This is a genomic window from Pseudomonas parakoreensis (assembly GCF_021602155.1).
GTDB classification, from domain to species: domain Bacteria; phylum Pseudomonadota; class Gammaproteobacteria; order Pseudomonadales; family Pseudomonadaceae; genus Aquipseudomonas; species Aquipseudomonas parakoreensis.
The window spans coordinates 235243-249039 of record NZ_BQHY01000005.1; the positions used below are offsets into that span (position 1 = coordinate 235243).

The following is a 13797-nucleotide window of genomic DNA, read 5'->3' on the forward strand; positions in this document are numbered from 1 at the left end:
CTTGCACAGCGGTCGCTGGCGAAAGGTGTAGCGATATCGTTCCGCTGTAGCGCTTTCAGTACAGATGGAGGTCGTTTTTGAACGGATTTCGAATCCGTCACAGAGCTCTGTGGGAGCTGGCTTGCCAGCGATAGCGCTGGATCAGTCACCATCAATGGTGCATGTGCCGACGTCATCGCTGGCAAGCCAGCTCCCACAGGGAAGTTTACGGTGATTTTAAGACTTGCCCGGAATGCCGTACTTGCGCAGGCGATGGGCGATTGCCGTGTGCGAAGTCTGCAGGCGGCTGGCCAGTTGGCGGGTCGAGGGGTAGCTGACGTAGAGTTTTTCCAGCAGCGTTTTTTCGAAGGACTCGACGGCTTGTTCAAGGCTCTCGACGTCGCTGTCGGTCTGCCGCGCCACCGAGGTGCCGGCAATGTCGAGGTCACCGATGTCCACCAGACTGCTTTCGCAGATCGCCGCCGCGCGGAAGATCACGTTCTGCAACTGCCGCACGTTGCCCGGCCAGCGGTTGCCGAGCAGTGCCGGATAGGTACCGGGCGCGAGGCGGCAGACCGGCCGCTGAATCTGTGCACAGGCCTGCTGCATGAAGTAGCGCGCCAGCAACAGGATGTCCTGACCGCGTTCGCGCAGCGGCGGCACTTCGACGTTGAGCACGTTGAGGCGATAGAACAGGTCTTCGCGGAACAGACCTTCGCTGACCATTTTTTCCAGATCACGGTGGGTCGCGCTGAGGATCCGCACGTTGACCTTCACCTCGCGGTCGCCACCCACGCGGCGGAAGCTGCCGTCGTTGAGAAAACGCAGCAGTTTGGCCTGCAAGTACGGCGACATCTCGCCGATTTCGTCGAGAAACACTGTGCCCTGGTTCGCCAGTTCCATCAGCCCCGGTTTGCCGCCACGTTGCGCGCCGGTGAAGGCGCCGGGGGCATAGCCGAACAGCTCGCTCTCGGCGAGGTTCTCCGGCAGGGCCGCGCAGTTCAGGGCGAGGAACGGCGCACTGTGTCGCGTACTGATCGCATGGCAGGCGCGGGCCACCAGCTCTTTGCCGGTGCCGGTTTCGCCCTGAATCAGCAGCGGTGCATCAAGGGCGGCGACCCGTTGCGCGCGGGCCTTGAGGGTGCGGATTGCCGGGGATTCGCCGAGCAGCGCATCGAAACCTTCGGCATGGTCGTGGTGCAACGCTGAGAGTTGTTCGCCGATACGGTTCGGTTGATACAGGGTCAGCAGCGCGCCGGCGTCAGTGATCGGCGTGGCGTCGAGCAACAGGGTCTGGCCATTGACGGTGATCTCGCGCAGCGGCAGACGGAAGCCTTGTTCGAGCAGGGCGTCCAGCAGTCCCGGATCGTTGAACAGTTCAGAGACGCTTTCACCCGCCGGTTCGCGTCCATACAGCGCGATCAGTGCCGGGTTGGCCAGCAGCACTTTCCCGGCGCTGTCGAGGGCGAGCACCGGATCGGTCATCGCTGCGAGCAATGCATCGAGCTGCAGGTGCCGACGCTGGCCGGGGAGGATGTCGACCACCGTGACCGCTTCGACACCGCGCACCCGGAACAGCGCATCTTTGAGTTCTTCGAGCACTTGCGGGCTCAAGGTCGGGGCGTCGATGTAGACGTTGGGCGGAATCATCTCCACCGCATCCAGATTGAGATTGCGCCCACCGAGGATCGCCAGGACTTCCTGGGTGATGCCGACGCGGTCGATGAAGCTGACGTGGATACGCATGGGGCGGTTCAGTGTTCTGGAATGCGGAGGGGGGCAAGTATGCCTTGGGGCGGGGCAATGGTGAAATCAGATCAAAAGATCGCAGCCTTCGGCAGCTCCTACAGAGAAACGCGATAAATGTAGGAGCTGCCGAAGGCTGCGATCTTTTGATTCTGGGGTTATTCGAAGTGCTCGGGATTGACCGGATCCCCGGATTGCATATTCAACTTCTGCCGGATGTCCTCAAACATCAGATCGTAATGCTTGTGCACCGAGCCGATCTGGCTGTGAGTTTTGGGAATCCCGTACTTCTCGGCAATCCGGGTCACGTCGCGGGCGAAGTTGTAAGCCTCTTCCTTGGGCAGGAAAAACGCTTCCTTCATGTCCTTGCCCTGCATATTGCCGTGCAGGGTGAACTGTATCCCTTTGCCTTTTTGTGGATCGGTGAACACTTCATAGTCGAGGCACAGGTCGTAGCTGACGTCTTCTGGCGTCAACGCATGTCGCTCGATGTGCAAATGACCGGGGTTGAATATGGCCATGGGTTTCTCCTTCTCAAGGCATGGGAGAAGGGCAGACCCTGGGCCTGCCCCCGGAGTTTCTGGTTATCGATAGCTGATGCCCGGCTTCGCGGTGCTGACACGGGTTCCGGCGGTGCCCTGAACGATGGCTTCGATGTCCGCCAGCGAACCGATCACCGCGACCTTGCCAGTATGGCGCGCGAACTCGCAGGCTGCCTGTACCTTCGGCCCCATGGAACCGGCGGCAAAACCGAGGCGTTCGAGTTCGTCCGGGTGCGCTTCGGCGATGGCTTTCTGGGTCGGCTTGCCATAATCGATGAATGCCGCGTTGACGTCCGTGGCGATCACCAGCAAATCCGCCTCCAGTTGCTCGGCCAGCAGCGACGAGCACAGATCCTTGTCGATCACCGCCTCGATGCCCTTGAGGTTGCGGTGCTCGTCGTACATGGTCGGAATGCCGCCGCCACCGGCGCAAATGACGATGCTGCCCTTGTCCAGCAGCCACTTGATCGGACGGATTTCGAAGATGCGTTTTGGCCGAGGGCTGGCCACCACGCGGCGGAATTTGTCACCGTCCGGGGCGATGGCCCAGCCTTTTTCAGCGGCGAGCTTTTCTGCTTCGGCTTTCTCGTAGACCGGGCCGATCGGTTTGCTCGGGTTCTGGAAGGCCGGGTCCTTGGCGTCGACTTCAACCTGGGTCAACAGGGTGGCGAACGGCACCTCGAAGTCCAGCAGATTGCCCAGTTCCTGTTCGATGATGTAGCCGATCATGCCTTCGGTTTCGGCACCGAGCACGTCCAGCGGAAAAGGGGTGACGGAGGTGTACGCCGCTGCTTGCAGCGACAGCAGGCCGACTTGCGGGCCATTGCCGTGGGCGATGACCAGTTGGTTGCCGGGATGGATCTTGGCGATTTGCTCGGTGGCGATGCGGATGTTGGCGCGCTGGTTGTCAGCGGTCATCGGCTCGCCACGGCGGAGCAGGGCGTTACCGCCCAGAGCTACGACGATACGCATGGTGCATGTCCTTCTGGAAAACAGTGAAAGCTCGCAGGACGAATGCGATCCCTGTGGGAGCCGGGCTTGCCCGCGATGGCGGTGGATCAGGCAACATTGTCGCTGGCTGACATACCGCAATCGCTGGCAAGCCAGCTCCCACAGTGACCGTGTCGTGTCAGTGAGAGCTGTATTGGTTTACAGATCCGCCAGGGTCGAGACCAGAATCGCCTTGATCGTGTGCATGCGGTTTTCCGCTTGCTCGAAGGCGATGCAGGCGGGCGACTCGAACACGTCGTCGGTCACTTCGATGCCGTTGGCCAGGTGCGGATACTGTTCGGCGATCTGTTTGCCGACCTTGGTATCGCTGTTGTGGAACGCCGGCAGGCAGTGCATGAACTTGGTGCGCGGGTTGCCGGTGGCTTTCATCAGTTCGGCGTTGACCTGATACGGCAGCAGTTGCTGGATGCGCTCGGCCCAGGCTTCCACCGGTTCGCCCATCGACACCCAGACGTCGGTGTGGATGAAGTCGACGCCTTTGACCGCCGCTTTCGGGTCTTCAGTGAGGGTGATACGTGCACCGGATTCTTCCGCGTATTTCTTGCAGCGATCCACCAGATCGTCATGCGGCCACAGGGCTTTTGGCGCGCAGATGCGCACGTCCATGCCGAGTTTGGCACCGACCAGCAGCAGCGAATTGCCCATGTTGTTGCGCGCATCGCCGAGGTAGGCGTAGCTGATTTCGTGGATCGGCTTGTCGGCGTGTTCACGCATGGTCAGCACGTCGGCGATCATCTGCGTTGGGTGATATTCATCGGTCAGGCCGTTGAACACCGGGACCCCGGCGAACTTCGCCAGCTCTTCGACGATTTCCTGTTTGAAGCCACGGTACTCGATGGCGTCGTACATGCGACCCAGCACGCGGGCCGTGTCTTTCATGCTTTCCTTGTGGCCGATCTGCGATGAGTTCGGGTCAATGTAGGTGACGTTGGCGCCTTGGTCATAGGCCGCCACTTCGAACGCGCAACGGGTGCGGGTCGAGGTTTTTTCGAAGATCAGGGCGATGTTGTTGCCCTTGAGGTGTTGCTGCTCGGTGCCGGTGTATTTCGCGCGCTTCAGATCGCGGGACAGGTCGAGCAGATAACGCAGCTCGCGCGGGGTGTGGTGTTCCAGGCTGAGCAGGTTACGGTTGTGGATGTTGAACGCCATGATGATTCTCCTTGGATTCGGTAATCGGCCCGGCCGCTACAGGGTGAGTGCGGCCGGGGAGATGGTCGTTTAGTAATCGATTGGGTCGCGGATGATCGGGCAGGTCATGCAGTGGCCGCCGCCGCGACCACGGCCGAGTTCGCCGGCGCTGATGGTGATGACTTCGACGCCTGCCTTGCGCAGCAGGGTGTTGGTGTAGGTGTTGCGGTCATAGCCGATGACCACGCCCGGTTCTACCGCGACCACGTTGTTGCCGTCGTCCCATTGCTCGCGTTCGGCAGCGAAGCTGTTGCCGCCGGTTTCCACCACGCGCAGCTTCGGCAGGTTGAGGGCTTTGGCCACGGTGTCGAGGAAACTGCCTTCTTCGCGGCGGATGTCGATGCCGCCCTGTTTGCTTTCGTCAGGGCGCAGGGTGAACGCGACGATCTGGTTCACCACTTCCGGGAAAATCGTCACCAGGTCGCGGTCGCAGAAACTGAACACGGTGTCCAGGTGCATCGCGGCGCGGGACTTCGGCAGGCCGGCGACGATGACTTTCTCCACGGCTTTGTTCTTGAACAGGTTCAGCGCCAGTTGGCCGATAGCCTGTCGGGATGAGCGTTCGCCCATGCCGATCAACACCACGCCGTTACCGATCGGCATCACGTCGCCGCCTTCCAGCGTCGAGCTGCCGTGGTCCTTGTCCGGATCGCCGTACCAGATCTCGAAATCGGCGTTGGTGAATTGCGGATGGAATTTGTAGATGGCGGTGGTCAGCAGGGTTTCCTGACGGCGCGCCGGCCAGTACATCGGGTTCAGCGTCACGCCACCGTAGATCCAGCAAGTGGTGTCGCGGGTGAACTGGGTGTTCGGCAGCGGCGGCAGGATGAAGCTGGAGTGGCCGAGGAAGTCGCGGAACATCTGGATGGTCTTGCCACCAAAGCTGTCCGGCAGATCGTCGGCGGACACGCCACCGATCAGGAATTCGGCGATGTGCCGTGGCTCAAGGCTTTTCAGCCAGGATTTGACTTCGCTGATCAGGCCCAGGCCCACCGAATCGGCAGTGACCTTGCGCTCGAGGATCCAGTCCAGTGCTTCCGGGATGGCGACGATGTCGGTCAGCAGGTTGTGCATTTCCAGCACGTCGATCCCGCGTTCACGCATTTTGGTCACGAAGTCGAAGTGGTCGCGCTTGGCCTGGGCGACCCACAGCACGTCGTCAAACAGCAGTTCGTCGCAGTTGTTCGGGGTCAGCCGCTGGTGGGCCAGACCTGGGGAGCAAACCATGACTTTGCGCAGTTTGCCGGCTTCGGAATGGACGCCGTACTTAACTTTTTCCGTGGTCATTGCAGTGATCCTCCAGAGGTAAAAACTTGGGCAATTACAGGGTCAGGAAGCCGTCGTAGAGACCGTAGGCTGCCACCAGGGCACCGACGACCACCGCGGCGAAAATCAGCTTCTCGACGTTGGTGAAAACCGCTTGTTTGAGTTCGAGCTTGGCCTTGGCGAACAGGATCGCGCCGGGGGCATACAGCAGGGCCGAGAGCAGCAGGTACTTCACCCCACCGGCATACAGCAGCCAGACCGCGTAGATCAGGGCGATACCACCGATGATCAGATCCTTGCGCCGCTCGGCCGCGAAGCCTTCGTAGGTTTCGCCGCGTACCGCGAGCAGCAGGGCATAGGCCGCCGACCACAGGTACGGCACCAGAATCATCGAAGTGGCGAGGTAGATCAGCGACAGGTAAGTGCTGGCCGAAAACAGGGTGATGATCAGGAACAACTGAACCATCGCGTTGGTCAGCCACAACGCATTGACCGGTACGTGGTTGGCGTTCTCCTTGCGCAGGAACTCCGGCATGGTGTGGTCTTTGGCGGCGGCGAACATGATCTCCGCACACAACAGCACCCACGACAGCAGCGCGCCCAGCAGCGAGATGATCAGACCGACGCTGATCAGCACCGCGCCCCAGTGACCGACCACGTGCTCGAGCACGGCAGCCATCGACGGGTTCTGCAGTTTGGCCAGTTCCGGCTGAGTCATGATGCCCAGCGACAGCACGTTGACCAGCACCAGGAACAGCAGCACGGTGATGAAGCCGATCACGGTGGCCTTGCCGACGTCGGAGCGTTTTTCCGCCCGGGCCGAGAAGATGCTCGCGCCTTCAATGCCGATGAACACCCACACGGTGACCAGCATCATGTTGCGCACCTGGTTCATCACGCTGCCCAGATCCGGGTTTTTCACGCCCCAGATGTCAGCGGTGAAGATGTCCAGTTTGAAGGCGAAGACCGCGATCAGGACGAACAGCAGCAGCGGCACGACCTTGGCGACGGTGGTCACGAGGTTGATGAACGCCGCTTCCTTGATTCCGCGCAGCACCAGGAAATGCACGGCCCACAGCAGCACCGAGGCGCCGATCACGGCGGCCACCGTGTTGCCTTCGCCGAAAACCGGAAAGAAATACCCGAGGGTACTGAACAACAGAACAAAGTAACCGACGTTACCCAGCCAGGCGCTGATCCAGTAGCCCCAGGCGGACGAGAAACCCATGTAATCGCCGAATCCGGCCTTGGCGTAGGCGTAGACACCGCCGTCCAGGTCAGGCTTGCGATTGGCGAGGGTTTGAAAGACAAAAGCGAGGGTGAGCATGCCGACAGCGGTGATGGCCCAACCGATCAGCACTGCACCGACGTCGGCGCTGGCGGCCATGTTTTGTGGCAAAGAGAATATCCCGCCACCGATCATTGAACCGACTACCAATGCAACCAGTGCACCGAGTCGTAGTTTTCCGGGAGCTTCAGACATTGCATGACTCCATTGCAGGAGAGAAGAGTTCACAGCGTAGTGCCGTTGTCTGTTCAAACAGCTGACTTAGATCAGTTCATGGCCACATTCCATTGTTAATGAATGACTTATGAAAAGGCTGATGGCATAAAGCTGCTGCCCGAAGAGGCCCATTCCAGAGGCTTGCGGCAGATGGGGTTGGGAATTTCTCCTATTACTTTGGAATTATCACGCTAGTTGGTTTTCAGCTTTTGGCAAATTTTTCACATCTGTTTTCAGTACAGAATTGATTTATCAGGATCAGCGCACAAAACTGTCTCAACGTGCTATGCGTTAGCGTCAGTCGCTATATATAAGTGGGTATTGCTCGGCATTACCTGATAAGCATCATTCGGTATCAGACATTTAGTTAATAGTTGTTACAAAATGAATTAAGGGAGACAAGAATGTCGCAACCGACGCAAAAGCTGCGCCTTGGTGCGTTGATCGCCCTGGTTGTAGGTTCGATGATTGGCGGGGGAATTTTTTCCCTGCCGCAGAACATGGCCGCGCGCGCCGATGCCGGGGCGATCCTGATTGGCTGGGGAATCACCGCCATCGGCATGCTGACCCTGGCGTTCGTGTTCCAGACCCTCGCCAACCGCAAGCCTGAGCTGGACTCCGGCGTCTACGCCTACGCCAAGGCCGGGTTTGGCGACTACATGGGTTTCTCGTCCGCCTGGGGTTACTGGATCAGCGCCTGGCTGGGCAACGTCGGTTATTTCGTGTTGCTGTTCAGCACGCTCGGTTATTTCTTCCCGGTGTTTGGCCAGGGCAACACGCCGGTCGCCATCGGCTGTGCGTCGGTGCTGCTGTGGGCCGTGCATTTTCTGGTGATGCGCGGGATCAAGGAGGCGGCCTTCATCAATCAGGTGACCACGGTCGCCAAGATCGTGCCGCTGATCATGTTCATCGTGATTGCGGCGGTGGCGTTCAAGGCCGATATCTTTACCCGCGACATCTGGGGCCGCAGCAACCCGAGCTTCGGCGGGGTGATGGATCAGGTGCGCAACATGATGCTGGTGACGGTGTTCGTGTTCATCGGCATCGAGGGCGCCAGCGTGTACTCGGCACGGGCGGAGAAACGCACCGATGTCGGCCGCGCCACGGTGATCGGTTTTCTCGGCGTGCTGGCGCTGCTGGTGCTGGTCAATGTGCTGTCGCTGGGGATCATGAGCCAGCCAGAACTGGCGACCCTGCAAAACCCGTCGCTGGCGGCGGTGCTGGAACACATCGTCGGGCCATGGGGCGCGTTGTTGATCAGCCTTGGTCTGGCGGTTTCGCTGCTCGGCGCGTTGCTGTCATGGGCGCTGTTGTGCGCCGAAATCCTGTTTGCCACGGCGCGGGACAAGACCATGCCGGCGTTCCTGAAAAAGGAAAACGCCAACCACGTGCCGGTCAATGCGCTCTGGCTGACCAACGTGATGATTCAGATTTTTCTGCTGATCACGTTGTTTTCCGCCGGCACCTACACCAGCCTGATCTACCTCGCTTCGTCGATGATCCTGGTGCCTTACCTGTGGTCGGCGGCATACGCGGTGCTGCTCAGCGGGCGCGGCGAAACCTACGAACATGCCTCGGCCGAGCGCACCAAGGACCTGCTGATCGGCGGCATAGCGCTGTGCTACGCGGTGTGGCTGTTGTATGCCGGCGGAGTGAAATACCTGCTGCTGTCAGCGTTGCTGTATGCGCCGGGGGTGGTGCTGTTCGCCAAGGCCAAGCGTGAGCAGGGCGAGCCGTTGTTCACTCATGTCGAGAAGGTGATTTTCACCTGCGTGATCATTGGTGCGGGGCTGGCAGCGTATGGGTTGTACAGCGGGGTGTTGTCGTTGTGAGGTTGACGCTCGCCTTTCGGTGACCCGGATTATGTGTTGTCAGTTGTTGCCACATCGCTGGCAAGCCAGCTCCCACAGTGTCCGTGTCGAGCACAGGGTTTGTGAACATCCCTGAACCTGTGGGAGCTGGCTTGCCAGCGAAGAGGCCTCCATGGCTTCACCACAGCGGGCGATGTGAACCCAATTCTGTGGCCGGCAACTGCCATTGCAGCGGCGTCCCGCTGATCTTCACCGGTACCAGCAAGCGATGCGCCGGCCCCCATGGAGTCTGCTCCAGCGACAGACTTTGATCCTGCGCATCTTCAGCCCGCAACGCTTCGCTCGACCCCGGCCCCTGTTCGATCAACAGCTTGGCGGTGCGCGCCAGCGACAAGCGTGCCGAGCCACCTCGACCCGTCTTCAAACGTTGCGTCAACAGCCGGATCGCACTCGCCGCCATCAAATACCCTGTTGCATGGTCCAGCGCCTGCACCGGCAACGGCGTCGGTTGATCCGCGTGCTTCCAGCGCTGCCCGGCCTCGGCGATGCCGCTGCTCATCTGCACCAGACTGTCGAAGCCACGGCGGTTCTGCCACGGGCCGCTCCAGCCGTAGGCGTTGAGGCAGACGTCGATCAGCCCCGGGGCCAGTTGCCGCCGGCGCTCGCTGCCGAAGCCGAGGTGTTCCAGCGCGTCGGCACGGTAGCCGTGCACGAGGATGTCGGCGTCCTTCAGCAGGTTTTCAAACACCACGCGATCTGCCGGTTGCTGCAGATCCAGCCGCGCGCAGCGTTTGCCAAGGGTCATGTCCGGGATAACGCCCGGTTCGTTCCAGGTCGGCGGATCGATGCGCAGCACATTGGCGCCGAGGCCGGCAAGGAAACGGCTGGCGGTGGGGCCGGCAAGCACGCGGGTCAGGTCCAGCACCTTGAGGCCGGCCAGCGGCTGCGCTGCCGAGCCTTGCCACGCGTTGCTGTGTTCATCCTGCGCATCGAAGAAATGCACCAGCGGTTCGGCATTCACTGCCAGCCCCTGCGGATGCTGCTGCCAGTGCGCCCAACTGCGCATTTCGGCGGCGCAGCCGTTGGCGTCGACGACTGCGTGTTCCAGATCGGCACTGCGCCATTGCGCGACGTTCGCTGCCATGGCGGCACGGTCGGCGCAGGCGCCCAGCACGCGTTCGGCGGCGGCGCGGTGATGCGGGGCGTTGGTGTGCAGGCGGATCCAGCCGTCCTCGGTTGCGTAGTCACCGGCCACCGGATCCCACAGCGGCGGAACGTTCCAGCCCATCGGACGCAGCGAAGTGGCGAACCAGAACGAGGCCAGACGTCGATCGACCTCCATCGCGGGCAAGTGCCCGGTCTGTTGCCGGAGCAGTTCGCTGACGGCCTGCCCGGCAGCGCCGATGCTGGCGCAGGCCAGGTCGGTCACGGCGAATGCCGAGGGCAGTGCGCCATGGCCCGTGAACGGAATCGGCGTGTGGGGTAAGCCGAGTGCGGCTTGAATGGACGTGAGTAGATCAGTCATCGAAGGCCCTCCGGGAGAGAGGGCGATGATAGTGCAAAAAAATCTCGGGTCAGATGAAATTCCGGACAACCCACGCTGCCCCCTGTGGGAGCTGGCTTGCCAGCGATGACGGTGGATCAGTCAGTACATGAGTGACTGACACACCGCAATCGCTGGCAAGCCAGCTCCCACAGGGACGGTGGTGATTATCAGACGCGGAACTGGTCCATCAGCTTCATCTGCTGGCTTGCCAGGGAATTGAGCTGGCTGCTGATCGCCGCCGACTCAGTCGCTTGCTCGGTCAGCGTTTCGGTCACGGTGCGAATCGCCGAGACGTTGCGGTTGACCTCTTCGGCCACGGCGCTCTGTTGTTCGGCGGCGCTGGCGATCTGCAGGTTCATGTCGCTGATTACGGTGACCGCGTCGCTGATCTTGCCCAGCGCGTCCACGGCCTGACGGATCTGCCCGGCGTTGTTGTGTGCCTGGGTCTGGCTCGAATGCATGGTCGCGACCACGCCACGGGTGCCGGTCTGGATGCGCTCGATGACGATGCGGATTTCTTCCACCGAATCCTGAGTGCGCTTGGCGAGGTTGCGTACCTCGTCGGCGACTACTGCGAAACCACGACCGCTTTCCCCGGCGCGGGCCGCTTCGATGGCGGCGTTGAGCGCCAGCAGGTTGGTCTGTTCGGCGATGCTGCGGATCACTTCCAGTACTGAACCGATCTGCTCGCTGTTGACCGCCAGTGCTTCGACTTCGGTCACCGCTTTGCTGACTTCGTCGGCCAGTTGATTGATGTCGCGGGTGCTGCGTTCGATGATCGACATGCCGTCGCGGGCCGACTGATCGGCGCCCTTGGCGGCGTTTGCTGCGTTCGACGCGCTGTTGGCGACGTCGTGGGCGGTGGCGCTCATTTCGTTGGACGCGGTGGCGACCTGATCGATTTCGCGGAACTGCACCTGCATGCCTTCGCTGGTCTGGCGGGCGATTTCCGAGGATTGATCAGCAGTGCCACGCGCTTCGGTGATGCTCTGTTTGATCTGGGCGATGGTCGGTTGCAGCTTGTCGAGGAAGCGGTTGAACCAGTTCACCAGTTCGCCCAGTTCATCCTTCTTGCTGTAGTTCAGGCGCTGGGTCAGATCGCCTTCACCGCTGGCGATGTTTTTCAGCATTTCAGCGACACTGTTGATCGGCCGGGTCACGCCCGAGGCGGTGAGCCAGATCAGCAGCAAACCGACCAGACCTGCGACCACGGCCACCAGCAACGCGCTGATCAAACCGCTTTTCTGCGCATCGTCGAGTACCGCTTGCAGCTTGACCGAGTCGGCCAGCAGCACCTGTTTCGGCAGGTCGATGACCACGCCCCAGGCCCGCGAATTGCCAATCGGATCGACCGGGTACACCGCCCGAATCAGCTCGCCTTGTTCAAGGATCTTCGGCGTGCCGCTGCTGACCAGTTGCAACAGATCCTTGCCGTCGGCGCCGAGGGTATCGCTGATTTTTTTGCCGACCTTGGTTGCGTCGGAACTGTCGGCACCGAGCACGCCGCTGCCGGAGACGATCAGCATGTGCCCGGCGTTGTTGAACAGGTTGCGCTGGGAATCCACCGCCGCCGCTTGCAGGGCATCAAGGGCGATGTCGACACCGACCACGCCGATGGCCTTGCCGTCGACAATCAGCGGCACGGAAATGGTGGTCATCAACATTTCCTTGCCGCCCACGGTGTCGGCGTACGGATCGAGCAGGCAGGTGCGTTTGTTATCGCGAGGGCAGGTGTACCAGCTGTTGTACGGCGTACCGCTGACGCTGAGGGTGGTCTTGGTCATGTCTTCTTCGACCATGATTGTGTTCAGCGCCGAGCCGGCAGCGCGGCTCCAGTAGGTCGCAAAACGCCCGGCTTCGTTGGACTGGCGCGCGGCGTCGTTGACGAACTCGCTGTCCTTGCCATCAAGGCCGTTGGGTTCGAAGGCGAGCCAGATGCCGAGCACCTTGTCGTTGCGCTCAAACGCGGTTTTCAGGCTCTGGTTCAACTCTTCACGCAGGGCAGCGGCGTCCAGCGAACGCTTGGCGGCCATCACCCGCATGTCCTTGATCTGGTCGGCCAGGGCAGTGATCACCGTCAGGCTTTCGCCGAAGGTCTTCTGTACCCGCACCGCTTGCTCGGCTGCCTTGGCCTGCAACAGGTTCTGCACACTGGCGGTGAGCAACTGGTTGCTGGAGTTGCTGACCAGTTCGTCGTTCTGGTTGGTCTGGTAAATGTTCATGCCGACGATCAGCGCGACCACACCGAGCAGACACAGACCGGAGAGCAGGACGATTTTCAGGCGAATGGAAAGAGAGTCGAACATGGGGCGATCTCGTGAATGAATGAGCAGGTGGCCGCGGGGATGAACTACCCGGTTCGCCAAATCCATTCAGCGCCATGCATTGCTCATCGGCGCGCAGCGACGGCGCATGAGGCGCTCGCCGACGAACGGTCAGCGCTAAACGTTTGCGCAGGGGATTGTGCTGAAAAGGCGATTAATTACAGGGAAGTTTCAGCCGGGTGAACACTGAGGAGCTTTTGGTGATGAGGCTTTGTGGTGAGGGGATTCATCCCCGATGGACTGCGCAGCAGGCCCAAAACCTGACAACCATTTTTAACTGAAACTCTGCGGAGCCTGATTAGTGGCTGCTGCGCAGCCATCGGGGATGAATCCCCTCACCACAAAAGCTCATTTGCCAAAAATAGCGGACGGTCAGGCGGGAGGCGGGATCACTTCCGGGCGCGACCAGATCCACAGATTGCCCAGGCTCATTCCGGCAATCGCCAGATACACCGGCCAGCCGTGGTCGAGCATCACCAGCATCAATGTCGCGCACAGCAACATGCTGACGGTGGCACTGACTTTGGCCTTGCGCGCGATGATCTTGCCGTTGCGCCAGTTGCTCAGGATCGGCCCGAACAGCCGATGGTTTTCCAGCCAGGCGCTCAGGCGCGGCGAACTGCGGGTCGCAGCCCAGGCGGCGAGCAGGATGAACTCGGTGGTCGGCAGGCCGGGCACGACGATGGCGATCAGGCCAATGCCGAGGCTGACATAGGCCAGCAGGCCGAACAGCAGGCGGGCGAGTTTTGAGGAGGCGGGTTGCGGCATGGGCTCGGGGAGTACAGTGAGACGAAACGGGAATCTTACAGACTTGTCGAGACCCCTGTGGGAGCTGGCTTGCCAGCGATAGCGATGTATCAGTCGAAATAGATCTTGTCCG

10 protein-coding genes and 1 pseudogene are annotated in these 13797 nt (G+C 60.9%); 1 reads left to right on the forward strand and 10 read right to left on the reverse strand.

Annotated elements, in window-relative coordinates; genetic code table 11:
• Positions 1 to 216: 216 nt before the first annotated feature.
• From L6D63_RS09645 to arcD (L6D63_RS09670), 6 genes are all read right to left on the reverse strand, one after another.
• Positions 217 to 1725 carry a sigma-54-dependent transcriptional regulator gene (locus L6D63_RS09645; protein WP_131671161.1) on the reverse strand — a complete coding sequence of 503 codons (1509 nt, stop codon included), beginning with the start codon at positions 1723 to 1725 and terminating at the stop codon, positions 217 to 219.
• Positions 1726 to 1883: 158 nt separating this feature from the next.
• Positions 1884 to 2246, reverse strand: a complete 363-nt coding sequence (locus L6D63_RS09650) for a DUF5064 family protein (RefSeq protein WP_131671162.1) — start codon at positions 2244 to 2246, stop codon at positions 1884 to 1886.
• Between the two features lie 63 nt (positions 2247 to 2309).
• Positions 2310 to 3239: a carbamate kinase gene (gene arcC / locus L6D63_RS09655; RefSeq protein ID WP_236170314.1), complete on the reverse strand. Its 930-nt coding sequence runs from the start codon at positions 3237 to 3239 to the stop codon at positions 2310 to 2312.
• Between the two features lie 177 nt (positions 3240 to 3416).
• The gene (locus tag L6D63_RS09660) at positions 3417 to 4427 is read right to left on the reverse strand and encodes an ornithine carbamoyltransferase (RefSeq protein WP_047296014.1); all 1011 of its coding nucleotides are present in this window, start codon (positions 4425 to 4427) and stop codon (positions 3417 to 3419) included.
• A 69-nt stretch (positions 4428 to 4496) separates the two neighbouring features.
• A complete protein-coding gene (gene arcA, locus L6D63_RS09665; RefSeq protein ID WP_047296012.1) occupies positions 4497 to 5753 on the reverse strand; it encodes an arginine deiminase in 1257 nt (418 codons plus the stop codon).
• Positions 5754 to 5787: 34 nt separating this feature from the next.
• Positions 5788 to 7215, reverse strand: a complete 1428-nt coding sequence (arcD, locus tag L6D63_RS09670) for an arginine-ornithine antiporter (RefSeq protein WP_041068609.1) — start codon at positions 7213 to 7215, stop codon at positions 5788 to 5790.
• A 425-nt stretch (positions 7216 to 7640) separates the two neighbouring features.
• Between arcD (L6D63_RS09670) and arcD (L6D63_RS09675) the strand changes: the two genes are divergently transcribed.
• The gene (gene arcD / locus L6D63_RS09675) at positions 7641 to 9068 is read left to right on the forward strand and encodes an arginine-ornithine antiporter (protein WP_095668483.1); all 1428 of its coding nucleotides are present in this window, start codon (positions 7641 to 7643) and stop codon (positions 9066 to 9068) included.
• Positions 9069 to 9225: 157 nt separating this feature from the next.
• Here the strand turns inward: arcD (L6D63_RS09675) and L6D63_RS09680 are convergent, their stop codons facing one another.
• The 4 genes and pseudogenes from L6D63_RS09680 to L6D63_RS09690 form a co-directional block, all read right to left on the reverse strand.
• On the reverse strand, positions 9226 to 10572 hold the full coding sequence (locus L6D63_RS09680) for a CoA transferase (RefSeq protein ID WP_131671163.1): 1347 nt from the start codon (positions 10570 to 10572) through the stop codon (positions 9226 to 9228).
• A gap of 188 nt (positions 10573 to 10760) precedes the next feature.
• The gene (locus tag L6D63_RS28780) at positions 10761 to 11516 is read right to left on the reverse strand and encodes a methyl-accepting chemotaxis protein (protein WP_371851367.1); all 756 of its coding nucleotides are present in this window, start codon (positions 11514 to 11516) and stop codon (positions 10761 to 10763) included.
• A gap of 102 nt (positions 11517 to 11618) precedes the next feature.
• A pseudogene (locus L6D63_RS28785) lies at positions 11619 to 12965 on the reverse strand (methyl-accepting chemotaxis protein); the annotation flags it as partial.
• 324 nt (positions 12966 to 13289) lie between these two features.
• Positions 13290 to 13685, reverse strand: coding sequence for a YbaN family protein (locus tag L6D63_RS09690; RefSeq protein ID WP_047296005.1), 396 nt, complete (start codon positions 13683 to 13685; stop codon positions 13290 to 13292).
• Between the last annotated feature and the right edge of the window lie 112 nt (positions 13686 to 13797).